This is a genomic window from Limosilactobacillus sp. (assembly GCF_051873075.1).
In the GTDB taxonomy this organism is placed as follows: Bacteria; Bacillota; Bacilli; order Lactobacillales; family Lactobacillaceae; genus Limosilactobacillus.
Genome location: NZ_JBJEEM010000035.1, coordinates 86,328 through 112,435, shown reverse-complemented (window position 1 = coordinate 112,435; position 26,108 = coordinate 86,328). Strand labels below are relative to the sequence as shown.

Annotated in this window: 22 protein-coding genes; 13 read left to right on the top strand and 9 right to left on the bottom strand. The window is 50.3% G+C overall.

Annotated elements, in window-relative coordinates; translation table 11 throughout:
- Positions 1–28: 28 nt before the first annotated feature.
- Complete coding sequence (locus ACI31J_RS04525; RefSeq protein ID WP_439773246.1) at positions 29–1,426, top strand: GHKL domain-containing protein; 1,398 nt, start codon at positions 29–31, stop codon at positions 1,424–1,426.
- Positions 1,427–1,573: 147 nt separating this feature from the next.
- Here the strand turns inward: ACI31J_RS04525 and ACI31J_RS04520 are convergent, their stop codons facing one another.
- On the bottom strand, positions 1,574–3,985 hold the full coding sequence (locus ACI31J_RS04520; RefSeq protein WP_439773245.1) for a phosphoketolase family protein: 2,412 nt from the start codon (positions 3,983–3,985) through the stop codon (positions 1,574–1,576).
- Positions 3,986–4,250: 265 nt separating this feature from the next.
- Between ACI31J_RS04520 and ACI31J_RS04515 the strand changes: the two genes are divergently transcribed.
- Positions 4,251–5,363: an acyltransferase family protein gene (locus tag ACI31J_RS04515; RefSeq protein WP_439773244.1), complete on the top strand. Its 1,113-nt coding sequence runs from the start codon at positions 4,251–4,253 to the stop codon at positions 5,361–5,363.
- 57 nt (positions 5,364–5,420) lie between these two features.
- Here the strand turns inward: ACI31J_RS04515 and ACI31J_RS04510 are convergent, their stop codons facing one another.
- Positions 5,421–6,152 (bottom strand): GntR family transcriptional regulator, encoded by a 732-nt coding sequence (locus ACI31J_RS04510; RefSeq protein WP_439773243.1) that lies wholly within the window; start codon positions 6,150–6,152, stop codon positions 5,421–5,423.
- A gap of 140 nt (positions 6,153–6,292) precedes the next feature.
- Here ACI31J_RS04510 and ybaK point away from each other — a divergent pair, with 140 nt between their 5' ends.
- Positions 6,293–6,799 carry a Cys-tRNA(Pro) deacylase gene (gene ybaK, locus ACI31J_RS04505; protein WP_439773242.1) on the top strand — a complete coding sequence of 169 codons (507 nt, stop codon included), beginning with the start codon at positions 6,293–6,295 and terminating at the stop codon, positions 6,797–6,799.
- A 74-nt stretch (positions 6,800–6,873) separates the two neighbouring features.
- Positions 6,874–8,307: a C69 family dipeptidase gene (locus tag ACI31J_RS04500; protein WP_439773241.1), complete on the top strand. Its 1,434-nt coding sequence runs from the start codon at positions 6,874–6,876 to the stop codon at positions 8,305–8,307.
- An 82-nt stretch (positions 8,308–8,389) separates the two neighbouring features.
- On the opposite strand, the gene ACI31J_RS04495 is transcribed toward ACI31J_RS04500, so the two are convergent.
- Positions 8,390–9,280, bottom strand: coding sequence for a hypothetical protein (locus tag ACI31J_RS04495; protein WP_439773240.1), 891 nt, complete (start codon positions 9,278–9,280; stop codon positions 8,390–8,392).
- A 96-nt stretch (positions 9,281–9,376) separates the two neighbouring features.
- On the opposite strand from ACI31J_RS04495, the gene ACI31J_RS04490 reads away from it, so the two are divergent.
- Entirely contained in the window at positions 9,377–10,210 is an 834-nt protein-coding gene (locus ACI31J_RS04490) for a TIM barrel protein (RefSeq protein WP_439773239.1), read from the top strand.
- Position 10,211: 1 nt separating this feature from the next.
- Positions 10,212–11,315, top strand: coding sequence for an AI-2E family transporter (locus ACI31J_RS04485; protein ID WP_439773238.1), 1,104 nt, complete (start codon positions 10,212–10,214; stop codon positions 11,313–11,315).
- A gap of 126 nt (positions 11,316–11,441) precedes the next feature.
- On the opposite strand, the gene ACI31J_RS04480 is transcribed toward ACI31J_RS04485, so the two are convergent.
- The 3 genes from ACI31J_RS04480 to ACI31J_RS04470 are packed head-to-tail and all read right to left on the bottom strand — an operon-like array spanning position 11,442 to position 13,390.
- The gene (locus ACI31J_RS04480; RefSeq protein WP_439773237.1) at positions 11,442–11,969 is read right to left on the bottom strand and encodes a DUF1836 domain-containing protein; all 528 of its coding nucleotides are present in this window, start codon (positions 11,967–11,969) and stop codon (positions 11,442–11,444) included.
- Between the two features lie 14 nt (positions 11,970–11,983).
- Entirely contained in the window at positions 11,984–12,514 is a 531-nt protein-coding gene (locus tag ACI31J_RS04475; RefSeq protein ID WP_439773236.1) for an NAD(P)H-binding protein, read from the bottom strand.
- Between the two features lie 12 nt (positions 12,515–12,526).
- Complete coding sequence (locus ACI31J_RS04470; protein WP_439773235.1) at positions 12,527–13,390, bottom strand: multidrug ABC transporter ATPase; 864 nt, start codon at positions 13,388–13,390, stop codon at positions 12,527–12,529.
- Positions 13,391–13,585: 195 nt separating this feature from the next.
- Here ACI31J_RS04470 and nrdI point away from each other — a divergent pair, with 195 nt between their 5' ends.
- Positions 13,586–14,053, top strand: coding sequence for a class Ib ribonucleoside-diphosphate reductase assembly flavoprotein NrdI (gene nrdI / locus ACI31J_RS04465; RefSeq protein ID WP_439773234.1), 468 nt, complete (start codon positions 13,586–13,588; stop codon positions 14,051–14,053).
- A gap of 176 nt (positions 14,054–14,229) precedes the next feature.
- On the opposite strand, the gene ACI31J_RS04460 is transcribed toward nrdI, so the two are convergent.
- The gene (locus tag ACI31J_RS04460) at positions 14,230–14,670 is read right to left on the bottom strand and encodes a VOC family protein (protein ID WP_439773233.1); all 441 of its coding nucleotides are present in this window, start codon (positions 14,668–14,670) and stop codon (positions 14,230–14,232) included.
- A gap of 189 nt (positions 14,671–14,859) precedes the next feature.
- On the opposite strand from ACI31J_RS04460, the gene ACI31J_RS04455 reads away from it, so the two are divergent.
- The 4 genes from ACI31J_RS04455 (at position 14,860) to ACI31J_RS04440 (ending at position 21,645) form a co-directional block, all read left to right on the top strand.
- Complete coding sequence (locus tag ACI31J_RS04455) at positions 14,860–16,029, top strand: CynX/NimT family MFS transporter (RefSeq protein ID WP_439773232.1); 1,170 nt, start codon at positions 14,860–14,862, stop codon at positions 16,027–16,029.
- 323 nt (positions 16,030–16,352) lie between these two features.
- Positions 16,353–17,834 (top strand): glucose-6-phosphate dehydrogenase, encoded by a 1,482-nt coding sequence (zwf, locus tag ACI31J_RS04450; protein ID WP_439773231.1) that lies wholly within the window; start codon positions 16,353–16,355, stop codon positions 17,832–17,834.
- A 138-nt stretch (positions 17,835–17,972) separates the two neighbouring features.
- Complete coding sequence (gene gndA, locus ACI31J_RS04445) at positions 17,973–19,409, top strand: NADP-dependent phosphogluconate dehydrogenase (protein WP_439773230.1); 1,437 nt, start codon at positions 17,973–17,975, stop codon at positions 19,407–19,409.
- A 280-nt stretch (positions 19,410–19,689) separates the two neighbouring features.
- Positions 19,690–21,645: a glycoside-pentoside-hexuronide (GPH):cation symporter gene (locus ACI31J_RS04440; RefSeq protein ID WP_439773229.1), complete on the top strand. Its 1,956-nt coding sequence runs from the start codon at positions 19,690–19,692 to the stop codon at positions 21,643–21,645.
- 111 nt (positions 21,646–21,756) lie between these two features.
- Here ACI31J_RS04440 and ACI31J_RS04435 read toward each other — a convergent pair whose 3' ends face one another.
- Positions 21,757–22,221, bottom strand: coding sequence for a universal stress protein (locus ACI31J_RS04435; RefSeq protein WP_283595062.1), 465 nt, complete (start codon positions 22,219–22,221; stop codon positions 21,757–21,759).
- Between the two features lie 234 nt (positions 22,222–22,455).
- Between ACI31J_RS04435 and ACI31J_RS04430 the strand changes: the two genes are divergently transcribed.
- Positions 22,456–22,923, top strand: coding sequence for an Lrp/AsnC family transcriptional regulator (locus ACI31J_RS04430; protein ID WP_439773228.1), 468 nt, complete (start codon positions 22,456–22,458; stop codon positions 22,921–22,923).
- 107 nt (positions 22,924–23,030) lie between these two features.
- Here ACI31J_RS04430 and ACI31J_RS04425 read toward each other — a convergent pair whose 3' ends face one another.
- Positions 23,031–24,314 (bottom strand): dicarboxylate/amino acid:cation symporter, encoded by a 1,284-nt coding sequence (locus ACI31J_RS04425; RefSeq protein WP_439773227.1) that lies wholly within the window; start codon positions 24,312–24,314, stop codon positions 23,031–23,033.
- Positions 24,315–24,531: 217 nt separating this feature from the next.
- Between ACI31J_RS04425 and ACI31J_RS04420 the strand changes: the two genes are divergently transcribed.
- Positions 24,532–26,106 (top strand): amidohydrolase, encoded by a 1,575-nt coding sequence (locus ACI31J_RS04420; protein ID WP_439773226.1) that lies wholly within the window; start codon positions 24,532–24,534, stop codon positions 26,104–26,106.
- Positions 26,107–26,108 lie beyond the last annotated feature (2 nt).

Genomic DNA, 26,108 nt, shown 5'->3' with positions numbered 1-26,108 from the left:
TATTTTTTGCAAAGGCTGTTTTAAGAACATGATCTATTTCAATCTCATCAATCCCTTTACATTAACCCCGTCGATCAGCTACTTGATCGGCTGGATAATTAAAGATTCTGTTTTCTATCCCATCTTTCTTCTCGGTACCTATAACCATCTCCAGCCACAAAGGCTGCCGTGGTACTTCTACCTGATCATCGGCATTGGCGCCCTCTTCTTACCGTTCTATTTTCTGCTCAATGATCTGATCTGGATCATCATCACCATCATGCTGGCATACCTGTGGGCAGATCACGGCAACGGTTCACTAACCAACCTGGTGGCCAGCTTCGGCTATAGCATGTTAATTTATTATTTTACGCAAGCTAGCGTTCCGGAGGTTATTCAAACACTCAAGATCGTCCACTTACTTCGCCTTAGCACCGACGTCGCCTTTTTCTTAGCAAGCGTCATCCTCCTGATCTGCTATGGCGTCGCCCTAATCATCATCCTGCTCACCCGGAACTTTTTCCACCAATACCTAACCCGGCTACAAAACAACCATCCCCTTACCGAATGGCTGTTTAGTATGGCCTTCCTGCCACTGTGCTACTTTCTCTACTATACCCATTACAATAAGCGACTGATGTTACCACCAATTCTCCCGGAAAGTGCGTCACCACTTGCCGATTACCTAGCGTACCTGGCAGTGGTTATCGGTTACTTCGTCGTCGTACTCATCCTGATGTCAGTAACGAGCAAGTACCTCGCCAATCGCGACCGAGTCATCATCACCGAACACCGGCTGGCTAACCTGGCCAAGTACACCAGCCAGTTGGAAGTGATGACGGATGACCTGCGCCGCTTCCGCCACGATTACCAAAACATTCTTTACAGCCTCACCAGCGCCCTGGAGACCAATAACCTGGACTACGCCAAGCGGGCCCTCAACCACCTGACCAGGGCCACCCAGCGGAGCATCAAGGTCCCCACCGGAATAATCGGCCCCCTCAAGAACATCGCGGATCCCGGGATCAAGGCGGTCGTCTTCAACAAGATTTCAACGGCCATGGATAAGGGACTCAACTTGGAGGTCGAGATTGCCGACCCCATTAAGCTCACCCAGGCCCTTCAGCAGGTTGATGCAATCAGAATCATCACGATTCTCTTCGACAACGCCATCAAGGCAGCAGAAAACTCAGAAAAGAAGCTGATTAACTTCAGCCTTTACGAAAACCAGTTCGCCCAATTCATCGTGGTTGGTAATTCGACCGCCGAGGAAAAGGTGGATCTAGCGCGGCTCACCGCCATCGCCCATACCGTCACCCTGGGGAAAAACCACCACCTGGGGCTCCGCAACCTCCAGATCATCCTCGCCCGTTATCCGAGAATCAGCAATGACCGCAGCGCAAAGAACCACTATTTTGAACAGCGAATCATCATTCCCAAGAAATAACCAATCTTAAAAGCCGCTTGCCCAGCCGAGCTGATCCAGCTATCAGCTTCAACCGAGCAAGCGGCTTTCACCACATATAACAAAAAAGAGGACGTTAAATTAACGTCCTCTTTATTTAATGAGTGTTATTTAGTAATCAGCAGTCGATTACTTAAGACCCTTCCAAGTCCAGTTAGTAACTTCCGGCAAGTCCTTACCTTCTGAACGGATGTAGTGGTTGTGCTTGTTGATCATGTTGTCCATCTTGGCAACAAATGCAGCACTCTTCTGTTCGTAGCCAGGTACGCTTTGGATAGCGTCCTTAGCAAGGTGGAACCGGTCAAGTTCGTTCAATACACGCATGTCGAATGGAGTGGTGATGTCACCATTTTCTTCGTATGAGTGGATGTGAACGTTCCGGTTAGCACGGTCGAAGAACAGAGCTTGGATCATGTCACGGAAACCGTGCCATGCGAAGATAACTGGCTTGTCCGTAGTGAAGTAACGGTTGAATTCAGCGTCAGTCAGACCTTCTGGGTTCTTGTCGGTCTTCATCAACTTCATGATTTCGATGATGTTGATGTAACGAATCTTCAATTCAGGGAAGTTGTCATGAAGAATGTCGATAGCGGCAAGAGCTTCTTCAGTTGGTTCAGTACCAGCAGAAGCGAAGACAACATCTGGTTCGCTACCTTGGTCAGTAGAAGCCCAATCAATGTAGCCAAGACCGTTGTCAACCAATTCAGTAGCTTCGTCAATGGAGAACCATTGTGCACGTGGGTGCTTGGAAGTTACGAAGATGTTGATGCATTCTTGGTCGTTGAAGGCCTTGTTAGAAACAGCCATCAGTGAGTTAGTATCAGCTGGCAGGTATTCCTTAACGAGGTCTGGACGTTCCTTTTCGAACATGTGAGTCAACAGACCTGGATCTTGGTGAGTGTAACCGTTGTGGTCTTGTTGGAAGACAGTTGAAGTATCAACGAAGTTCAATGCTGGGTATTGCTTACGCCAGTAGAGGTCCTTAGCCTTCCGTAACCACTTCATGTGTTGAGTCAGCATGGAGTCAACAACACGACCGAATGCTTCGTAAGTTGCGAAGAATCCGTGACGACCAGTCAGAGTGTAACCTTCAAGGAAACCTTCTGCTTGGTGTTCGGACAGTTGTGAATCAATCATCCGACCTTGTGGTGCCAAGTCTTCATCGTTTGGTTCGTGGATACCTTCCATCCATTGACGCTTGTCGTTGTCAAGGAATGCGTACAGACGGTTTGACTTGGATTCGTCAGGACCGAAACCACGGAACGTGTCTGGGTTCAGTTCTGCCATCTTGCTGAGGTACTTACCCCATTCAAGCATGTCTTGCTTAATAACCGTACCTGGCTTTTGAACATCAACAGCGAAGTCGCGGTAGTTAGGCAGAACCAGTGGCTTAGGATCCTTACCACCATTGGTGATTGGGTTCATAGCCATCCGACGGTCACCATCTGGAGTGTTTTCTTCAACCAGAGCAACTGGGTGACCGTTTTCGTCGAACAGTTCGTCAGGCTTGTATGACTTCATCCAGTCAACAAGCATGTCCTTGTGTTCCATGTCATCTTGTGATACCGGAATAGGAATCTGGTGAGCACGGAATGAGTTCTCGATTGGGTTACCATCCAAGTCTTGCTTTGGACCAGTCCAACCCTTAGGAGCACGGAAGATGATCATTGGCCATTGTGGCAGTGAGTCATCGTTGTTTTCACGGGCGTTCTTTTGGATAGCCTTGATCTTTTCAATAACAGCATCAAGGGTCTTAGCCATTTCTTCGTGAACTTCCATGTGGTCCTTGTAACCGTTGAATTCACCATCACGGTCAGCTTCCTTGTATGCGGAAACGAAGTGTGGTTCCCAACCCATACCTTCGAAGTACTTAGTAAGTTCTTCGTCGCTCATCCGGGAAAGGATAGTTGGGTTAGAAATCTTGAAACCGTTGACTTGGATGATTGGTAATACGGCACCATCCTTGATTGGGTTGATGAACTTGTCTGAGAACCATGAAGCAGCCAGTGGGCCAGTTTCAGCTTCACCATCACCAATTTCAACAGCAGCGATAACGTCTGGGTTATCTAAGATTGCACCAACACCGTGTGACAGTGAGTAACCAAGTTCCCCACCTTCGTGGATTGAACCTGGAGTTTCAGGTGCGGCGTGTGAAGCAGTTCCGCCAGGGAATGAGAAGTGCTTGAACAGCTTAGCCATACCCTTTTCATCCTGAGTAAATTCAGGGTAAATTTCAGTGTATGAACCGTCAAGGTATGAGTTGTTAACCATAACTTGACCACCGTGACCGGAACCTTCGATGTAGAACATGTCAAGGTCGTACTTCTTAATTACACGGTTCAAGTGTGCGTAAATGAAGTTTTGAGGAACAATCGTACCCCAGTGACCAATTGGCTTTGGCTTAACGTCTTTAGCTTGTAATGGTTGACGTAACAGTGGGTCGCTCATTAAGAACAGAGTACCAACTGAAAGGTAGTTGGCTGCACGCCAGTAAGCGTCAACACTTTCCAAGTATTGCTTGGAATCGTAATCTACTGCCATCAAAAATACACTCCTTCTGAATAAATAAATACGTTCGTGTAATTCAAACAACTAACGTAAATCATTCAATTTACATCTTTTATGATAACCTGTTTTTATTTAAAGTCAACCTTTTTGAAAATTGATACGGTCCAATTAATATTTTCTTTACTTTTTTACCCCAGCAGCGGTGCCGTCATCCCCGGCCTGACTTACTTTCTTAAGCTTTTGCCACCGGGATAAGAATGTTAAAATTAGTCTTAGATTAAGGAGGAATATGGTTAACATGGAGCATTTAGGTTCAAACAGCAACGCCGATATCGGTGATTTTGAGAAGATGTTCGCGGTTACCACGGTAATGCTGCAATCGGTCATCACCTTTTTAATGCAGGGCCAGCCCCCGATTGGCCAGCAATTTTTTCTGGGCGGCTTCTATGAATTAGCCAAATTCAGTGCATCTGCCTTTATTTTCGGAATTCTGTTCTCAACAATCAGGACCCACCCGGGCGCCGGCTGGCACGATTACCCGCATTTTATACATAATCGCTGGCACGTCCTGTTTGTTCCTTCGATCCTCTGGACCACGGTCTACCTGCTGTTCTTACCCCAGTTGCAGCAACACGGGCACTATCATAACTTGGCAAGCTTTTGCTGGCAGTTTATCAGTGGTAACGCCGCACCCCACCTCTGGTATAACGTGATGATGCTCCAGTTTATCATCATCATGCCCCTCTTCTGGCTGCTCGCCCGGTGGATCGACCGACGCCCCCGGCGGGCAGTGGGCATTTTCATCCTGGTGTTAATATTTGAGCTCAGCTGGCACCTGACTTATGCACTCCGGGTGTTTCACGGGCCGGAAGCCCAGCGTTGGTACCTGCTCGACCGAGTCTTCCCTAGTTTTCTGGTCTTTGCAACCGCGGGGACGGTCCTCTGGCAGTGCTATCCCCGGTTGGCCGCGTTCCTCAAGCAGCATTGGCTGAGTCAGGTCGTAATCTGGCTGGCCCTCTTCTATTACGTCACCCTCAACTTCTTCAGCTACGGGATTCCGGTCCGGCTGACCAACGCCCCCTACTACCTACCATCGATGATTTTCTACAACCTAGCCACGATCGGCCTGATTGCTACCTTTGCACTGTACATGCAAAAGGACCGCAACCAATGGCTGCCGCTGGTGCACTGGGTTGCCCTCTACGCTCACCGGGCCTACCTTTCCCACGTTTTCTGGCTCTATTGGTGCTGGAAACTATTGAAGCCGCTTTGCCTGCCGCTGATGATCGGCTTCCCCCTGTTGTTCCTATTGACGGTGGTGCTATCCTTCCTGTCGGCCTTTTCTTTCCACCTAATCTGGGTCAAGTTCAAGGACCTGCTGGGCATCCACCGCCAGCTGACCAACGGCTGACTAAAAAGACACCTTCACCGGCCCGTTTTGGGCTGTTGAAGGCGTCTCATTTTATTATTACCGTTCCTGATCCAGGTTGACGAAGGTGCTGTACTTCATATAGCGATAGTGGATCCGCATGTTGGAAACCTCAAACGGCGTCCCATCGTCGAGGAAGAAGACCCCGCCCATCAGGCCGACCGGTTCTGTGTCTTTGAGCCCCAGCAGGCGCTGGTCGTTTTCGTCCGATGGCGCCACGCTGATGGTCATGAACGACTTGGTAACCCGCTTGCCCTTGCTATCCTCCAAGTAGTTGAAGATTGAATTATCAACGATGGCAGGTGAAAGGGTGGGAATAATCTTGATCGGGATAAAGCCCGTCTCGATCATGAATGGTTGCTCATCAATCAGGCGCAACCGTTTGATTTGGTAGACAAAATCATTATCATTAAGGAAGAGTTCCTCTTGGATATCGGGATCGGCCGGCACCACTTGATAGTCAAGCAGCTTGATGCTTTGTTTTTTTCCGTCGAGCTGGAAACTATCCGTGACCCCCAGGTTGCTGCCCTCATAGTGGAAGAGTGATCGGTTCTTCAGGTACAGCGGGTTAATGAAAGTTCCCGATCCGCGCTTCTTGAAAATAATCCCCTGTTGAGCGAGGACACCCAGTGCACGCTTGATCGAACTCCGGCTAACCCCGTAGTCTTCACTGAGGGTGCGCTCATCCGGGAGCCGCATCCCCGGATACTGATTTTTCAAGATTTTTTGTTTTATATCACGCATCACGGAGCGATATACTAAATCTGCCATGTAATTAACTCCTCGGACCATATAAACTAGTTTTAACGATTAACTTCACTTTCCAGTATAACAGAACCTGTCAAAATTGGTACCTTATCGATAAAAATTGGTCCGTTCCAGAAAAAGAAAAGAAAGGACACAGTGTCAAAATGAGCAAGAAAAATAAGAAAAGCAAGTTGAAGAAGACCCAGGTCGAACAGATCTTGGACAAGAATCACATCGCTTACGAGCAAAAAGAGTTCCCTACGCACCAAGACGGCGACGTGCGGACGATGACCGTTGACCACACTGGCATCGATGAACACAACATCTACAAGACCCTCGTCCTGTCCGGGCCGACCACCGGTCCCCTGGTCGGTGTGGTCCCGATTGATGCCCACCTCGACGAGAAGAAGCTGGCCAAGGTTTCCGGCAATAAGAAGGTCGACATGGTGCCCTTAAAGAACCTGTTGAAGACGACCGGCTATGTCCACGGTGCCAATACCCCCGTCGGCATCTATGAAAAGCATCACTACCCGATCTTCATTGACAACGCCGCCAAGGAGCAGGGTGACATCTACGTCTCTTCCGGTAAGATCGGGCGTTCAGTGCGGGTCAATGCCGAGGATCTGGCAAACCTGGTCCATGCCAAATTCGCTGACCTTGAGCAAAAGTAATTGGATTGACCGCCAATTAATAGACGTTTAAAATATGACTTGTAACTTAATTTTTTTAGAAAGGTTCTGACGAAATGAAGAAAAACCTGTCCGCCTGCACGACGGTGTTAGTTGGTAAGGACGCAACCATCGACGGCTCCACAATGGCCGCTCGAAACGATGATACTTTCGGTCCCCTCAACCCAATGAAGCTGGTGGCCTACCCGGCATATCACAACCACCCCAACCAGGTGAAAGCTTACCTGAACAAGTGCGTGGTTGACCGTCCCGCCGATGGCTACCGCTACCAGGGAACCCCAAACATCGACTACGTTCACGAAGGGGTCTTCGACGAAAGTGGTTTTAACGAAAAGAACGTCGGTATGAGTGCCACGGAGAGTGTCTACGCTAACGAACGAGTCCTCGCCTGTGACCCGCTGAACACGGAAAGTGGAATCAACGAAGACTTGATCGTCGCTGCCACCCTGCCGTTCATCGACAGTGCCAAGGACGGGGTTCGCTACCTCGGGGAACTGGTCAAGAAATACGGTTCCGCCGAAGGTAACGGGGTCATCTTCTCCGACAAGAACGACATCTGGTACATGGAAATCGTCACCGGTCACCACTGGGTTGCCGAACGCATTCCTGACGATGCCTACGCCGTCACTGGTAACCGGATCGCTATCCAGCAGGTCGACTTTGACGACACGGACAACTTCATGTGGTCAGAAGGGATCCGGGAGTTCGTCGAGACTAACCACCTTAATCCCGACAAGCACGGCTGGGACTTCCGCCACATCTTTGGGACGGCCGATGTCTTCGACCAGCACTACAACACGCCTCGGCAATGGTTCGGCCACAAGCTACTCAACCCAGGTGTGGACCAGGATCCGCTAGACTTCGACCTGCCATTCATCATGCGGACTAACCACAAGATTGCCCTAGAAGACGTCGAGAAGGTTCTCAGCAGTCACTACCAGGGCACCCCTTACGATCCGCTGGGTCACGGCACCGAAGAAGAAAAGCACCTCTTCCGGCCGATCTCCCTTAACCGGACCCAGAACTCCCACGTCCTCCAAGTTCGCCCCGATCTCCCAGAGGCGGCCTCCACGATCCTGTGGATGAGCTTCGGTGTGCCAACCTTCACCCCATACGTGCCGTTCTTCGGCAACGCGGATGATATCGACGTTTCATACCGTGAGACCCCGATGAAGCTCGACATGAACCTGAAGAGCGCCTACTGGATGTACCGGGCCCTGTCGATGATCGTGGAATCCCACCACGCCGAGTTTGCCAAGGAAGACCTGGACTACCTGAAGGATGCACGGGAATACCTCTACCGGTGGGTCAACCAGACCGCGCCGCAAGTTGAGGGGATGGATGACAAGCAAGCCAGCGAATTTCTGAGCGCCGAATCCCACAAGATGGTCGCCGAGATGGCCAAGCGGACCAAGGCTTTGATGGCCCAACTGATCATGCATGGGCTAGAACTTTCCAAGCTGACCTTCATCATGGATAAGAATCTGTAATACTTAATAACCAACGCTTAAAAAAGCTGCGGTCGAAATCTAACTTGGATTCCGACCGCAACTTTTTATTTTTAAATTGAATTCACAGGGTCAGGATCAGCCCCACCAGGATTCCAACCCAGCCCAAAGCCCCCACGGCGACAAGCCAGTTTTCATACCCGATCGCGTGACCGTAACGAAAGTCGTTGTGGTAGCGTTGGCAGGCTGCCAGCACCATGGCACCGATCCCCAAGAAGATACCAGCACTTCCCCAGCAAATGCTCAACCGGCTAAGGATGCCCTGTGCAAATCGCTGGTAGCAGCTGATTATCCCCAGGAGCAGGCTGGAAAAAAGAGCCGCCAGCTCGGCCCCCACCAGCATGTTGTAGAGGGCACTGCGGCTAGCCGCCACCATGGCCAATAACCTGGGAAGCTGCCTGAAGTAAGTCAGCTGGATTCCTACTACTATGACCAGGGCCAATAGCCAGCTCCAACGATTATTACCGTTGAAAGCCAAAGGAACAGCGATGGTCATGGCTGCCAGGGTGCCCGGGCCAAGCCATAGCGGCAGGCGGTTCGTTGCTTGCCAAAGCTGGGCGACAAAGTAGTTACCCAGTCCGGCTAGGGCCAGGGCAAGGATCAACAGCAAGATTACCAGCGGCGAAAATCGGCGTGGGAAGAGGACCACGGCCGGTTTCCCCCAGGTCAGCACAATCATACAGATCAACGTCAGGGCGTTGCCGATCGCCGCAAGCCGGTTGGCCCCAGCGTCAAGTCCGGGAACATACCGATAAATCAACAGCTGGTTGTATGCCCCGGCCACCAGCCAGCCCAGGGCCAGCATCAGCGCTAACTCCACCTGGTCACTGTGTGGAGTTGCAACCGGGATCAGGCATCCCCTCAACATGCTTGCAAGGCACCAATAGCTGGCTCCCCATGCCAACGGGAGCTGTGATGTTAAGATTAACGGCTGACGCGGCCAATTATCCGGCACCTTTTTCACTTCCTCTCATTTCAAATATAATCTTACCACACGAAAATCTGCTATTATTGAGGTAAGTAATTTTGAACGAAGGAGTGTGCTGCAATAATGTATCAACCAATTCTCGGTCTCAAGGGCAGTAGCGATCGCACGCAGATTGATGACCGCCTCCAGTATCAGCCGACAGTTTATGAATTCTACACGGCAGCGAGTGACTTCACTGGCGATGGTTACAAGCGACTCTACGACGCCGTACAGTACGTACAATCACGGGGAATCTCCCAGATTGTTCTCCACCACCCGATGAAGTTTAAGAACTATCACTCTGAAGTCGTCGCCCCGGAAAAGTACTACCCGGACCTCTACCGGTTCATCGAAACCACCACCGAGCAACTGATCCGCCTGGGCCACGACCTCAATGTTCAGGTCCTAGTCCATGGGGGCTACTCCGGGGAAGAAGTCCAGCACATGGTCGACCTCTACCCGAGTGTTGAGGACGCCCGCCAAGCGGTATACGATCGGCTCGACCGTTTCGCGGATGAGGGCGGCAGCCAGATCATGTTTGAAAATTCGATTGCCCCGGTCTTCGCCTACGGTCACCCGGACCAGGAAGACGAGATCCTGGCCCACCATTACCGGCTGGCGTTTGACACCTCTCACTGCTTCATCGAACTCCACGGCGACAATGCCGGACTCCAGCATTCGCTGGCACATCTGGCACCCGATGTTGTCCACTACCACCTGGTTGACTCACTGGGTCAGACCCACGATAGTCTCCAACTGGGGACCGGGAAAATCGACTGGGCAAAGGTATTGCCCCTGCTCAACCCAAGTGCCACCAGTATCTACGAAATCAATCTGAAGGATCAAAATATCTGTACCGAACAGTTGGCCAGTCACCGTTACCTAACAAAAATCTATCAGCAATTAAAGGAGGACTAGTGTGAAAGTTCATATTCATCGCCGCCACCTCTCGCTTGTCCTCGCCCTCTTTCTCCTCTTCCTAGCAGTCACCTATTGGGAGACTGTCGCTCAATTCTTAAAAACCATCCTGGGCGCATCCATGCCCCTCTTGATCGGCTGTGTGGTTGCCTATATCGTCAATCTTCTTCTTCGCCAATACGAGCACCTTTACCTGCGGCTGTTTCCCAACCCACGAGCACGCCGGTTCAAACGGGCGATCAGCATTGTCCTCTCGTACCTATCGATCATCATCATCGTGGCCCTGGTCATCCGCTTGGTGATTCCCGAAATCGTCAGTTGTGTCAAGCTCCTGATCGCCAACCACAGCCGGGTCATCAACCACCTGATTGATTCTATCCAGGAAAATAGCAGTTTCAAGGACTTCTGGAAGAACTTCGATCCCCAGCGCATTGAATGGAACAAGGTCGGCAAGTACATCGGCTACGGGGTCGGCGGGACCATGAAGACCGTCATGTCTACTGCCAGCTCGATCGTTTCAACCGCGACAACCGCCGTAATCGCCTTCTTCTTCTCGATCTACCTCCTGATCTATAAGGAGATGCTGGCCCGGCAGTTCAATAAGGTGATGGACACCTACTTCAGCAAGATCAAATACCCAGTCATGCACGTCATCAAGACCTTCGACGAGAGTTACAGCAACTACATCGTCGGCCAGTGCAAGGACGCTGCCATCCTCGGAGTCGCCTGCTTTATTGGGATGAAGCTCCTCGGGATTCCCTACGCCTCCATGATTGGGGTCGTCACCTTCTTTGGCGCCCTGATCCCAATCGTTGGGGCCATCCTGGGAGCTAGCATTGGGGTTGTCTTGATCTTTGCCGTGTCGCCATTCAAGGCCTTGATCTTCTTGATCTTCATCATCGTTCTTCAACAGTTTGACAACCGGATTACTTACCCCCTGGTGGTCGGCAAAAGTATCGGCCTGCCCAGCGTCTGGGTATTCGCCGCCGTGATCGTCGGCGGAGGAATCTCCGGGATCCTGGGGATGATGCTCACTGTGCCAATGTTCGCCGCCATCTACAAGCTGGTGGCCGAAGACGTGCAACACCGTAAGGCTGCTCAATAATGGCCAGCGATCATTAGCCAACGGGACGGAGCATTACCGTTCAAGCAACAGGCGAACCATTAGAAAAAGCATCGACATTTGTGCCGATGCTTTTTTAGCTCACTGCTTTGCATAATTTTGATCCGACTACCCTTTTTCAACCTTCAGCGGCGCCTGCTTTTGCCGCATGTCCGCAAAGATGTGTTCAGCCTTGAGGTGGGCTAACACGGCCCGGATGGCTGCTTCCATCAATTCTTGGTTGGCAGGGTCAATCTCAACATCATCATCGACCGGTTGATCAGTCAGGATTGCTTCCAAAACCGTGGCAAAGTGATCATAAGCCTGTTGAGGATACGTACTGATCGTCAGCTGGGCGATGCCAGCCCGGATGTCGTCGATGTTGAAACTGACCTTGAAGAAGCCAATCAAGAGCAGGTCGACCAGCTGGTTAACGGCGTACTTCTTCTTGATCGGCGCCTGGATGACCTTCTTCTTGACGTAGTTGTTAACCATCGCCTTGGTCAGCGGCTCGACATCAAAGCTGGCCAGCTGTTCATTGACCACCGTCACCACCTGATCCACATACAGTCCCAGGGTGGGCAGCTCTTTCCAGCGCGGTAGGTGAACATGCTGAACGGTTTCTCGCCAGTGTTGGTAATCTGTTACTTCTCTCATACTGTTACCTCATTTCACTTGCTTGGCATGACGCCAATTGAATGGTTATCAAACTTTCCCGTCTTCAGGGCCGTCTCCAGGACCGTGGCCAATTGCTCCTCACTAATGCTTTTGCCTGACAGCGGCTGGCCCTCGTCCACCACCTGGATTTGGCCAGTGTTTTTGCCTAATGGCAAGGCCCGTACCACGACATACGGCAACTCCAATTCATCAATCATCTTGATTGCGTATTGGTGGGCCCACACATCCTGCATCGCATGCTTGCCATACCATTGCTTCAGCTGATCCTCAGCCGCATCGTCAGCCGTTCCGGCAATCGAGAGCATCACAATTTTCTGCGGGGGAAAAAGGGAGCGATCGACTAGGGCGGCTAATTGTTGGACTTCATCGTCGACCGGGTCATTGGCCTGGGGAAGCCAGCATAGGACATCGCCGGCCTCCAGTTCAACGTCAAAGTTGTTTGCCGCTATGGCCGCGTATGAATTTTCCATGATCAGCCGGGTCAAGCGGTCGTGGCGGCGGCTGATTACCACAATTCGTGCCATTATCTTTCCTTTCTAGTAGGCCATCAGTTCGTCTTCAACTGAGGCATCCTCAATCCGCACGTCAGTGATCGTGCTCTGTTCCAGTAGCGGCAGGAGGGCTTGAATATTTCCAGTGTAGAGGAACCGCGTCTCATTAGGTGCTTCCTCCAGCATGTGGGCTCCCATCCGGACCGCCATCTCTACCGGCAGGCCCGTTCCAGTCACGGTGACCGTGCAATCAACCCCATCCCCCAGGCGCAGAGCCCGCACAGAGGTCAAACGGCTGCCGTTGAAGTAGTAGATCACATCGGCAAAGCGCATCATAGTCGAAACATTCTCACTGGTAAAGAAGACCAGCGAGTCCGTCTTTCGGGTGTAGTCCTTAAGCAGCTGTCCCATCGTCAGCCGCGCCTGCTCCGTCAGTTTGTCGAGGCCATGGCCTAAAACGACGATTGACCGTCGCAGCGCCAACAGGATGATCAGTTTCAACTCCTGCTGTTGATTATCGTTAAGACTAGCAAGCTTGGTTTCTGGTTGGATATTCAGCGGCTGGAGCATCGCCAGAATCGCGTCCATGTTCAAGGCACCATCCTGGTGGCGGCAGGCCTTTTGAATTGCTCGTTCAACGGTCCGGCCGCGCAGCTCAACCTCCGCCAAATTGGCAACAACGTCGTCATGATGGCGGCGGAGCTTCTTCAAATCCTGCCCGTTGACGGTCACTGACCCGTCCAAAACTTTCCCCGCACCAGTGATCAACTGCTCAAGTGACGCGGCAGCTCCATCATCATTACTACAAATTGCGATCATTTGCGGAGAGGTTAGCTCCATTGAAACATCTTCAAGCTGGTCCCCGGATTTAGCCGCAAACGTCAGGTTACTTAAGCTAATTCTACTCAACTTTCCCGCTCCCCCTTATTCTCACAGCTTATCCTTAATTTTAGCATTTTATATCAGCTAGCGGGAACATCTTTGCAAAACAGTTTTGGCCAAGCTATTATGGCAAACGTAATACTACTGACAAATTGTCAGCGACATAAATGTAGTATAATTAACCAAGATTTGACCCTTAGAATTTAGAAAGAAGTATTGCCAATGGCCCCAATTAACATCATCTACACCTCAATCGAGGGAAACACGCGTGCCTTCATCAAGCGGCTCAGCGCTTACGCTGAACAGCAACACACCTTCAACGAGGTCAACCCGCTTATTAACGCAAAAGAAATCAGCGATCAAACAGTTCCGGAAGCTGAACAGGCCCCCTTCTTCGCTTTTGTGCCCACCTACTTAACCGGCGGTAATGGCATTGACTCCGGTTTTACCGAAATCATGACAAACTCCCTCGGCGAATACATCGCGTCTAACGGCAATGCCAAGTACTGTATCGGCGTGGTCGGCAGCGGCAACAAGAACTTCAATGAACAGTATTGTCTGACCGCCCGCAAATATTCCAGATTGTTCCATGCCCCCTTCTTGGCAGACTACGAGCTTCGCGGCACCTCCCGCGACGCCGAGCATATTTACGATGTTCTTCGCGACCAATGGAGCAAGGTTGACGCCTAATTTTTAGGGCAGTGCCATAAGCCCTTTAGACATTCTCCAAATTTACAGCACACAAATAGGCCTCAAGCATTCGGAAAGCCCGAACGCCTGAGGCCTATTTGTGCTCACGGGAATTCCCCCGTAACTAGCTACATGGCAAGAGATGAATCGTAACCGACTCCTGTTTTGCTCTCTTACTATTTCTGTGGTGAATTAGCGGCGGCCGTGATTAACCAGGTGATCCCGTACTTATCAACAACCTGGCCCATCTTACTGTCAAACATCCAGTTGCCAAACGGTACCGTCACCCGCTGGTCATCCGACCCAGCCAGACGATCAAAGAGCTGACGCGCCTGAGCAGCATCATCGAAGTTCAGCATAATTGAAACCAATGCCGAGGATTGGGGGGTACCCATTGTTACATCCGCACAGATAATTTTCTGCCCGGCAATGGTAAATTCACCCCGCAGCGTCGTTTTCTGAAGGCTCTCGTCATCCGTGGCCATACCGAGGTTTTCCGCCTGCTCTTCATTAAACGACTGGTGGTACGTGATTTCCGCCCCGAAAGCCTGGACATAGTAGTCCATAGCTTCCTTGGCATTTTTGAATGTTAAGTACGGGTATATTTTTGCCGTCATAGTTTTCCTCCGGATCCATGTTCACCGTTGATTATATGGTTCAATTGGGTCCACGTCAAATTTTCACTAAATGGTTTATTATGCTCTCATTGTTATTTAACCGTAGCTGGAAATGCTTTATGCTATAATGGTATGGCTTACTTAGTTTAATGTTTTACTTACACTCAAAACGAAAGGAATGAACATCTCGTGAAAGCAGTAAAAAAACACAGTCCGCTGCTCATTCTCGGGCTTCTCTTGCTCGGTGTCTGCATGCGTATGCCGATCACGGCTATCCCGTCAGTCATCAAGGAGATCGCCCATACCTTTGGGGTCGCCCCGACCAGTCTGGGAATCTTGACGACAATTCCCCTGCTGTGCTTCGGCCTGCTGTCGGCAGTGGTGTCCAGTACCGCCCAGCGCTTTGGTAATGAATTAACCCTTGAAGTCGCCATGGTGATCATGTTTATCGGTTCCTATCTCCGGATCCTCAACTTTACATCCCTGATTATCGGAACCATCATGGTCGGGATCGCGATTACTTGTATCAACGTACTCCTGCCAGCAATCATCGCTGACAAGTACCCTGACAAGATCGGGAGCGTTACGGGGATGTACAACACCGCCATGACCCTGTTTGCAGCCATCGGTGCGTACGCCATTACGCCGATCACCCACCAGAGCAGCTGGCAGACTGCCGTTACGATTATCAGTGCCATCGCTCTGATCACGGCTATCGTCTGGTTGCCAAACCTCAAGTACAACGAGCGGGCCACCACAAATGAGGAAGAGCCGGCCAAGGGAACCAATATGTGGAAGAACATGAACGCCTGGTGGCTCCTCCTCTTCTTCGGTGGTCAGTGCTTCGTCTTTTACAGCATCGTGGCTTGGTTGCCATCCATCGCTATGGACGCTGGCCTTTCCAGTGATCAGGCCAGCCTGATTGCCGGCCTGCTCCAGCTCTTCTCTATCCCATTTGCCTTCTTGGTACCAGTCATTGCCACCAAGATGCACAACCGGCAGCCAATCATGCTCTTTGCCGGTATCTCATCATTGGCGGGAACAATTATGATGTTCTTCCCGATCGGCTCATTTGCCTACTACTGCGTGGTCGCCCTCCTCTTGGGGATGGGAACCACCACCACCTTCGTTTTGGCAATGACCCTGTTTGGCCTTAAGACCAAGAATGCAGCCGATACCCGAAACCTGTCCGGGATGGTTCAGTCCGTCGGGTACCTGATCTCCGCATTGGGACCGATCATCGTCGGCAACCTCAACGCGCAAACTCATAACTGGTTCGCCAGCCTGATCGTGATTGCCATCGCGGCCATCTTCTTCACCGTCTGTGGTGTCTTGGCTGAGCGGAAACAATATATTTAACCCTCAATAAGCTGAAAAACGCTCAAGCGCTTTCCGCGATTGATTATTGTATAAAGATTAAGGTGCTGGGAAGCTTCTCTTTCTCCAGCACCTTTTCCATATATACAACAGGCTACATAAAATTCCAAAAAATTTTGATCTAGACCATTAAATGATAACCGCTTGACAAATGGCCACTATGACGCCCTTTAATCCCGGTATTCCATTTACGATCAAATTATTATTATCACGAAAACGGTTCCTTTTTTAGTGCAGAAAAGCCACGAAAAGTATATAATTGGGGCGTTATAGAATTTCTGAAATCTCAGAAGGAGTGAACTTTTTTGGCTACAGAAAATAAAGCTGTCATTACATTATTCGGGGCAACTGGTGACCTGGCTAAGCGTAAGTTGTACACCGCCCTCTTCAAGCTCTATCAAAAGGGCTACTTGGCTGACCACTTTGCCCTTCTTGGTACTTCTCGTCACGAAATGAGCGACGAAGAATTCCAAAAGTTGGTTCAAAACTCAATCAAGGATATCGAAGAAACTCGCGATGGTGAAGCTGCCGACTTCTCCAAGCATTTCTTCTACAAGGCTCACGACGTTACGAAGCCTGAACACTACACCATCTTAAAGGATCGGATTGCTGAATTAGACAAGCAATTCGGCACAGATGGCAACCGGCTCTTCTACATGTCAATGGCTCCACAATTCTTCGGCACCATTGCATTGAACCTGAAGAAGCAAGGTCTGCTGTCTGACGATGGTTTCAACCGGCTGGTTATCGAAAAGCCATTCGGTCGTGACTTCGACTCTGCCAAGAAGCTGAACGACGAACTTTCCAAGACCTTCGACGAAGATCAAATCTTCCGGATCGACCACTACCTGGGTAAGGAAATGGTTCAAAACATCCAAGCACTGCGCTTTGGTAACACGATCATCGAATCTCTCTGGAACAACCGTTACATCGATAACATCCAAGTAACGCTGAGTGAAAAGCTGGGTGTCGAAGAACGTGCCGGTTACTACGACAATTCTGGTGCCCTCCGTGACATGGTTCAAAACCACATCATGCAAATCGTTGCCCAATTAGCAATGGAACAACCAGTTTCCTTCACGGACACCGATGTGCGGGTTGAAAAGATCAAGGCACTGCGGAGCTTGCGGGTTTACACTCCATCTGAAGCAGCTGCTAACTTTGTCCGTGGTCAATACGACGCTGGCGACGGCACGGAAGCTTACCGTCACGCTGACGGGGTTGACCCAGAGTCCGGTACTGAAACTTTCGTTGCTGCCAAGCTCTTGTTTGACAACTACCGCTGGTCAGGCGTGCCATTCTACGTTCGGACTGGTAAGAAGTTAGCTGATAAGTTCACTCGAATTGACGTTGTCTTCAAGAAGCCATTGATCGACATCTTCGCTGACCCACGCAACGAAAGTGACCAATCCCTGAACTCCAACGTTTTGACGATCTTTGTTGAACCAAAGTCCGGTTTTGCTATGCAACTGAACGCTAAGCGCGCTGGTCAAGGCTTCACTACCCAACCAGTCAACCTGAGCTACCTGCAAAGCGACTCTGACAAGAAGGAAGCTCCAGAACCATACGAACGTCTTTTCCACGATGCTCTGGAAGGTAACCACACCAACTTCGCATCATGGGCTGAAATTGCCTATGCTTGGAAGTTCGTTGATGTTATCCGGAAGCTCTGGGACATCGAGAAGCCACAATTCCCTAACTACACGCCTGGTTCAATGGGCCCAGCTGCATCTGATGAACTGCTGGCTCGTGACGGCCGCAAGTGGGTTTACCGGCTTAACCACTAATAATTAACCAAAAGACTTTAAAACGTTAAGTTTTAAAGTCTTTTTAATTTATCCATTGGATTGATTGCAGACGAGTACTTATCTGTTATAATGGACATTGTGAAACGAAATACAAGTTTTATGAGGAGAGTGACTTTAATGTCTGATCAAAAAGCACAAATTGGTGTTGTTGGTTTAGCGGTCATGGGTAAGAACCTGGCGCTTAACATTGAAAGCCGGGGCTTCACGGTTGGTATCTACAACCGTCACCGCAACCGGACTGATGAAATGATGAAGGATCACAGCGACAAGAAGCTCGTGCCAAGTTACACAATTGAAGACTTTGTAGACTCCTTGGAAAAGCCACGGCGGATCCTGATGATGGTTAAGGCTGGTAAGCCAACTGATGCGGTAATTAATGAATTACTCCCTCTGCTTGACAAGGGTGACGTTCTGATCGATGGTGGGAACACCAACTTCCACGACACGATGGCCCGGAATGCCAAGCTGGACGAATCAGGAATCAACTTCATCGGCATGGGGGTTTCCGGTGGTGAATTGGGTGCCCTTCACGGTCCTGCCCTGATGCCAGGTGGCCAAAAGGAAGCCTACGACCTGGTTGCCCCAATCCTGACCCAGATCGCCGCCAAGGCCGAAGAAGACGGCAAGCCATGTGTTGCCTACATCGGTCCTAACGGTGCCGGTCACTACGTCAAGATGGTCCACAACGGGATCGAATACGGTGACGAAGAGCTAATCGACGAAAGTTACAACATCATGCGCAACGTCCTGAAGATGCCGGTTGACGACATCGCTAAGACTTTTGCCGAATGGAACAAGGGTGAACTGTCCAGCTACCTGGTTGACATCACCGCTGACATTCTGACGCGCAAGGATGATCTGGGCGACGACAAGGACAAGCCAATCGTCGACATGATCCTTGACCGTGGTGCCAACAAGGGTACTGGTAAGTGGAGTTCTGAAACTGCTCTTGACGGTGGTGCCCCACAATCAGTCATCACCGAAGCCGTTTACGCTCGTTACATCTCCATGATGAAGGACGAACGGGTAGCCGCAAGCAAGGTACTACCAGAAGTCACTGAATCCATCAGCATTGACGACAAGAAGGAAATGATTGAAAAGGTTCGTCAAGCCCTCTACTTCGGCAAGGTTATGTCTTACGCCCAAGGGTTCGAACAGATGCGGATCGACTCCGAACGTTACAACTGGAACCTCAAGATGGGTGAATTAGCTCAAATTTGGCGGGCTGGTTGCATCATTCGGGCTCAATTCTTGCAAAACATCACCGATGCCTTTGATAAGAACCCTGACCTGAAGAACCTGCTGCTGGATGACTACTTCAAGGACATTGCCAAGAAGTACCAAAAGGCCATCCGGGACGTGGTTGCCCTTGCCGTTAAGGCCGGGATCCCTGTTCCAGCCCTTAGTGCTGCGATCAGCTACTACGACTCCTACCGGGCAGAAGTTCTTCCTGCCAATCTCCTGCAAGCACAGCGGGACTACTTCGGTGCTCACACTTACGAGCGGGTTGACCGTCCAGGCAACTTCCACTACAGCTGGTACACTGAACAATAATCTAATATTTAAACTACTGCGGCCGATGAGCAATTGCTTGTCGGCTGTTTTTTTGTATAAATATTTACCCAGTACTTTTACCTGACCGCTTGGGGCCGCGGATCACACGTCTTAAGCCCGTAATTCACCCGACACATTCGGTAAATTTGTATATGAATCTCCGCTTAGCAATCGGCAACTTTCGTAAAACTTTACTAAAAATCATTGACATCTTTATTGAAAGCGCTTAACATAACAGTTGTAAGTTATATCAAAGCTGTTGCAGAAAAGGGGAGTCAATATGGATAGTTCAAAGAAAGAACAGCATGTTGTCCGCTCGCGCCTGGCATACTCGCTGGGGGCCTTTGGTCATGATGCGTTCTTTGCATTGCTTTCTACTTACTTTATGATGTACGTCACCGGTCACCTGTTTGATTCCGGTGATAAGCACTTCGACAATAAGATGGTCGGTTATGTCACACTGATTATTCTTGTTCTGCGGATTGGTGAATTAATCATCGACCCAATGATCGGGAACGCAATTGACCGTACCAACACCAAATGGGGTAAATTCAAGCCTTGGGTTGTCGGCGGTGGTATTATTTCAGCCGTCTTGCTTGCTGCACTGTTCACGCCACTGGGTGGTCTGAACATGAGCAACCCGATGCTCTACTTAGTTCTGTTTGCTATTATTTACATTATTATGGATGTGTTCTACTCCTTTAATGATGTTGGTTTCTGGTCCATGGTTCCTGCGATGTCATTCGATTCGCACGAACGTGACAAGATCGCTACCTTTGCCCGGGTTGGTTCAACCATTGGTGGTCAAATCATTGGTTTTGTCATCATGCCGATGGTCCTGTTCTTCTCCGTCAACCAAAATGGTGGGACTGGTGATGACCGTGGTTGGTTCACCTTTGCTGCCATTGTTGCTGCCATCTCCGCCATCACTGCGATCGGTGTTGGGATGTTCACCCACGAACAGAAGTCACTCCTTCGTGAAAACAAGGAACAGACTAAGTTCAAGGATATCCTGAAGATCTTGGTTAAGAACGACCAACTGCTGGCCATTGCGATGTCTTACCTGTTCTTCACAACTGGTCAGACCCTGCTGAACAGTTTTGAACTTTACTACTTCACCTACATCTTAGGTGACTCCAAGGCCTTCTCCATCCTGGGTGGTCTGAACACGGTTGTCGGTGTGATTTCCGTCTTCGCATTCCCACTCTTCTCTGGTAAGGTCGGCCGTCACAAGCTCTTCTACGGTGCTGCTTCGATCGAAGTTGTCGGTGCATTGATCTTTGCCTTCGCCGGCAAGTCCCTGGCGCTCGTATTACTTGGTGCCGAACTGTTCTTCATCCCACAACCAATCATCTTCCTGGTTGTTCTGATGACGATTACCGACTCTGTTGAATATGGTCAATTGAAGCTGGGTCACCGTGATGAATCATTGACCCTGTCAGTTCGTCCACTGCTTGATAAGTTCGGTGGTGCCGTTGCCAACGGTGTTGTTGGTGCCGCTACCGTTGCTGCCGGGATGACCGGTGGTGCTACTGCCGCTTCAATTACTGCACACGGCGTAAGCATCTTCAAGATCTACATGTTCTTAATTCCAATCGCCCTGATCGTTGTCGGGATCATCATCTTTGCCCTCAAGGTTAAGCTGGATGAATCCTCTCACGCCAAGATTGTTGCTGAACTGGAACAAACTTGGGGTAAGCAATTCAACAAGGGCGGCCAAGATGCTGATGCTGAAGAACCAGCAACGCAACCACAACCAGGCGTTACTGAAATTCCTGCACCAGTTGCCGGGACCCTCGTTGACCTGAAGAATGTTAAGGACCCAGCCTTTGCCAACGGCAGCATGGGTCAAGGTTTTGCCATCAAGCCATCTGATGGTAAGGTCTTCGCACCATTCAGCGGAACCGTTCGGGCTACCTTCTCAACCAAGCACGCAGTTGGGTTGGTCTCCGATAGCGGGGTTGCCCTCTTGATCCACATTGGGATCGACACGGTTAAGTTGCACGGTACTGGCTTCGTCACCTACTTCGACAAGGGCCAGCACGTTGAAAAGGGTGATGAGTTGATGGAATTCTGGGACCCAACCATCAAGAAGGCTGGTCTCGATGATACCGTCATTGTCACCGTCACGAACAGCGAAGAGTTCGACTTTGACATGCTGAAGCAGGCCGGTGCTGAGGTTACCAGCATGGATAACATCCTGAAGGTTACCAAGAAGGACCAGGCTAACGAATAGCCAAGCCGATTAAATACTAAGCCACTCGCGAGAAATACTCGCGAGTGGCTTTTTGCGTATAAAAAAAGGTTGACCGACAAGCTGCCAGTCAACCTGAACTTATTTTATCAATTACTTAACTTGGTCCACAGCGGTCCGGACAACTAATACGTCAACCGGTGCGTTCCGCTTAACATAAGAAGTAACGGAGCCCATTACCGCACGCTGCATCCGGGAAAGACCACTAGCACCCATGATGATCATGTCGTTGTGGTGGTCGTGTGGGAAGTCAAAGGAGATGATGGTCTTTGGGTTACCAAGACGAATGTGGATGTCAAGGTTGTCAAAGCCATCCTTGGACTTGGCGTCCTTCAGCAGACCATCCAGGTATTCCTTAGACTTATCAACCAATTGGTAAGCAATGCTTCCATCGGACATCCCTGCAAAGTTGTATGCCATTGCCCGGGTGTCGATTACGTTTAAGATGTCAATGTGAGCGCCATTACGCTTAGCAACAAAGATTGCCCGGTGCAAAGCCAGCTCTGATTCTTTTGAGCCATCAACTGGTACTAAAATGTTTTGGTATTCTTGATCCATATTTTCAGCCTCCACTTCAAACAGCTTTTGTATATATTGTAACATTATTTGTGGTTTCTACGTAACATTGCTTTGCTGTTCTGGCAATTTTTTGCCTATTTGTCAATTATCGGTCGGTCGCCATTCTTTTCTGCTGGAAAATTGACTTTTCACAAAAAATCTCCTACAATTTGAAAGTATATTAAGTAATGATTAAAAAATGAATGTTTTATAATCTTAGGAAGCGAGGCTATTATGGATAAAATCGATCGGAAAATTGTTAACCTGCTACAGACCAATGCACGGGCCTCGCTCAAGGAGCTTTCTAAGGAATGCTTCATTTCCTCACCAGCAATCGCGGCCCGGATCACGAAGCTGGAAAAAGCGGGAATCATCACCGGCTATCACTCCAGCATCAACATGGAGAAAATCGGCTTTCACGTCAAGGCCTTCATCCAAGTCCAGTTAGAGCCTCGGCAAAAACAGGAATTTTACCCTTACATCCAAAGTATTCCCAACGTCATCGAGTGCAACTGTGTTACTGGCGACTACTCCGAAATCATGGAGGTCGTCTTCCCATCGACAACCAACCTTGACGACTTCATCAACACCATTCAGCAACGTTTCGGCAAGACCAGCACCCAAATCGTCTTCAGCACTAGCGTTGACCACCGGGGCGTAAAGCTCGCCGAACCGCACGACGAGGATGAAAAAGACAAATAAAGCAAGCAATGATAAAGGGCTGAGAAAAGCAATTTTTTTCTCAGCCCTTTATTTTATGCGGGAAAACCTTAGCCATGTGAAGCGTTTTAGTATTTTCCCCAGCTTAACTATTTATTTTTCCCATAATTGTCGAGGTACTCATTATATTGCTTGCGGTCAAGCTCACCCTCGGATTCACCGATGACCAGGGTTGCGATTGAGTTCCCAACCACGTTAACGGCGGTCCGGCCCATGTCGACAAAGCGGTCAATCCCGGCGATGAAGGTCAGTCCAGCCATCGGCACCCCAATCGTGGAGACACTGGCTAGCAGGACCACAAATGAAGCCCCAGGGACCCCGGCCATCCCCTTACTAGTGATCATCAAAACAATCAACAGCGTGATCTGGTGGGTCAGGGACAGGTGTAACCCGTATGCCTGAGCCAGGAAGATGGCGGCCAGTGACTGGTAGATCGCCGAGCCATCCAGGTTAAAAGTATAACCCGTCGGAATAACGAAGGAGACAATCCCCTTGTTCACCCCCATCTGGTGGGTCTTGCGCATCAGACGCGGCAAGGTAACTTCAGAGCTGGCCGTGGTGAAGGCCAGAACAATCTCGTCTAAAATGACGTGCATGGTCTTCCAGTAGCGCAGGTGGAAAATATGAGCCGTGATCCCGAGAATAACCACAATGAAGATCAGCATCGTCACGTAGGCAATCAGGATGAAGTAGCCTAGTGGCAGCAGGGCCCCAAGTCCCATTTCGGCAATCGTCATTCCAATCAGTCCGAAGACCCCGATTGGGGCAATCTTCATGACCCAGTTAGTGACCTTGAACATTACCTCGGCCACCCCATTTAAGACATCAATCAGGATCTTGGCCTTCTCACCAACCGCTGCGATTCCCAAACCAAAGAGTACGGAGAAGAGGATCACCGGCATCATGTCCCCATCGGACATCGACTTGAAGATGTTCGTCGGGATAATCGACAGGACCAGCGGCCAGAAACCACTGTTATGCTCAGCCGTCTTTGCGGTGGCCATGTACTTGGAGATATCCGTCCCGTGCAGATCGTGAATATTGATAAACGTCCCCGGGTGGGTGACATTCGCCATGGTAATCCCAAGTATCAAGGCAATCGTTGTTAAGACCTCGAAGTAGATCAGGGTCTTCCCACCGATCCGGCCCAGTTTCTTGATATCACCGATGTTGGCAATCCCCACCGTCAGGCAGGAAACCACGATCGGCATCACGATCATTTGGATCAGGCGAATAAAGATAGTTCCGAGGCTCTGCATCACGACGATGGCCCCGTTATTGTGGTAGAAGATCACCCCGCAGATGATCCCCAGTACCAACCCAATCATAATCTGCCAGCCCATGCTGAGCCGACTAAAGCGATAGTGTTTCACTTTTCCATCAAACCTCTCAGATAAGTCTTGTTCTACTTTAGCATATTTTTAACTAAATTTCGCGAAATTTTAAGAATTTCACATCAAAAGCCGAACAGTTTACTTGATAGTAATGACGGCATTCACTTTTTAATTTAAACAGGTGAAAGCGGTTTACAATGTCTAAAAGTCAGGTAGGATAATACTGAGAGACTAATTTAAGAAATGGGGTTCTACTATGCTAACTACCTATGTTAACGGTAAGATTTTTGTCGGCACCGACGAACACACCTTTGCCAACTCAATGATCATTGAGGACGGTAAGGTCAAGCAGGTTGGCGACGACCTGACACCAACCGACACCGTGATCGACCTGGCCGGCAAAACTGTCCTTCCGGGACTGATCGACTGTCACACCCACCCGAAGTACATTGCCGACGCCCTCCACGGCACCGCCTGCACGCCGCCAAACGTCAATAGCATTGTCGAAATGCAGGAAGCCCTGCGCAAGTCACCGAGCTATGGTCAGGGCCCAGCTACCTGGATCGAGGGCTGGGGATTTGACGAGACCAAACTGGCAGAACACCGCAGCCCGAACAGAGACGACCTCGATGCCGTCTCCACCGAACAGCCAATCTTCATCTACCGGTCTGACTGCCATTCCTCTGTCGGCAATTCCAAGGCCCTGGAGCTGGCCGGGATCGACGATAACACCCCCGATCCGGTTGGCGGTAAGATCGAACGCTTCGCTGACGGGCGGCCGACCGGGTTTATGCGCGAAGTTGCGGCGACCCAGCTCCTGATCCGGGCTAAGTCCGCCCAGAGCTATCAAACCGACCTGACCAACATGGTCAACAGCTCGGCCCACTACCTGGCAAACGGTCTGGTTGCCATCGGGGAGATGATGGGCCGGATGAAGCCTTACACGACCCTCAAGCTGTACCAGGACTCCGTTGCCAAGGGTTTTGCCCCGAAGGCCTCGATCTACTACGTCTTTGACGAACTTGATCCCGCTACACCCCTGTTGCCAAACGGTGATCAGCAGCTCCGGGTTGCCGGGATCAAAGTCTTCATGGACGGCAGCATCTCCGGTGAGACGGCCTTCAACAAGGAACCCTACCCGTCCGGCAAGATGGGAGTCAGCCTGACCAGTGTTGCCAAGCTCAAGCAGGAGGTTGAATTCGCTAGAAAGAACAAGCTCCAGATTGCCATCCACGCGATGGGCAATGCCGCCATTCAGCGGGTCATCGACGTCACCAAAGACCTCCAGCCGTGGCTCACGGAGATGCCATCAGTGCGGATCGAACACGCTTCACTGATGACGGATGAAATGTTCAAAGAAATCGACGAGAGCCCAATGAACTACGCCCTGGTCACCCAGCCGATCTTCTACTTTGCCGAGGATGAATCCTACCGCACCTACCTCTCCCCCGAACAATTTAAGACGGCCTACCGGGTTAAGACCATGCGTGATTCCACTGCCTTCCTTGGGTTGAGCTCTGATGCGCCATGTACGCCGTGGGCAGAGCCGGACAGTCCCTTCTACAGCATCTATGCCGCCGTTACTCGGAAGGCCGCTAACGGCGACGTGGTAAACGCTGACGAGGCAATTACGGTTCCCCAAGCAGTACTGGGTTACACCCGTGACGCTGCCAAGATCGGCGGCTTCACTAACAATGGAACCCTGACGGCCGGCAAGGACGCCGATTTCGTAATTTTGAATAAAGATATCTTCACGGTCTCGCCTGATGACTTACAACATGTTAAAGTAAGTGAAACATGGATCGGTGGACACCGCGTCTACCAAAACTAACC

Bases quoted from the DNA above. Each gene is read 5' to 3' on its own strand.
- ACI31J_RS04525 (WP_439773246.1), top strand. From the start codon at position 29: ATGATCTATTTCAATCTCATCAATCCCTTTACATTAACCCCGTCGATC.
- ACI31J_RS04520 (WP_439773245.1), bottom strand. From the start codon at position 3,985: ATGGCAGTAGATTACGATTCCAAGCAATACTTGGAAAGTGTTGACGCT.
- ACI31J_RS04515 (WP_439773244.1), top strand. From the start codon at position 4,251: ATGGAGCATTTAGGTTCAAACAGCAACGCCGATATCGGTGATTTTGAG.
- ACI31J_RS04510 (WP_439773243.1), bottom strand. From the start codon at position 6,152: ATGGCAGATTTAGTATATCGCTCCGTGATGCGTGATATAAAACAAAAA.
- ybaK (WP_439773242.1), top strand. From the start codon at position 6,293: ATGAGCAAGAAAAATAAGAAAAGCAAGTTGAAGAAGACCCAGGTCGAA.
- ACI31J_RS04500 (WP_439773241.1), top strand. From the start codon at position 6,874: ATGAAGAAAAACCTGTCCGCCTGCACGACGGTGTTAGTTGGTAAGGAC.
- ACI31J_RS04490 (WP_439773239.1), top strand. From the start codon at position 9,377: ATGTATCAACCAATTCTCGGTCTCAAGGGCAGTAGCGATCGCACGCAG.
- ACI31J_RS04480 (WP_439773237.1), bottom strand. From the start codon at position 11,969: ATGAGAGAAGTAACAGATTACCAACACTGGCGAGAAACCGTTCAGCAT.
- ACI31J_RS04475 (WP_439773236.1), bottom strand. From the start codon at position 12,514: ATGGCACGAATTGTGGTAATCAGCCGCCGCCACGACCGCTTGACCCGG.
- nrdI (WP_439773234.1), top strand. From the start codon at position 13,586: ATGGCCCCAATTAACATCATCTACACCTCAATCGAGGGAAACACGCGT.
- ACI31J_RS04460 (WP_439773233.1), bottom strand. From the start codon at position 14,670: ATGACGGCAAAAATATACCCGTACTTAACATTCAAAAATGCCAAGGAA.
- gndA (WP_439773230.1), top strand. From the start codon at position 17,973: ATGTCTGATCAAAAAGCACAAATTGGTGTTGTTGGTTTAGCGGTCATG.
- ACI31J_RS04440 (WP_439773229.1), top strand. From the start codon at position 19,690: ATGGATAGTTCAAAGAAAGAACAGCATGTTGTCCGCTCGCGCCTGGCA.
- ACI31J_RS04435 (WP_283595062.1), bottom strand. From the start codon at position 22,221: ATGGATCAAGAATACCAAAACATTTTAGTACCAGTTGATGGCTCAAAA.
- ACI31J_RS04430 (WP_439773228.1), top strand. From the start codon at position 22,456: ATGGATAAAATCGATCGGAAAATTGTTAACCTGCTACAGACCAATGCA.
- ACI31J_RS04420 (WP_439773226.1), top strand. From the start codon at position 24,532: ATGCTAACTACCTATGTTAACGGTAAGATTTTTGTCGGCACCGACGAA.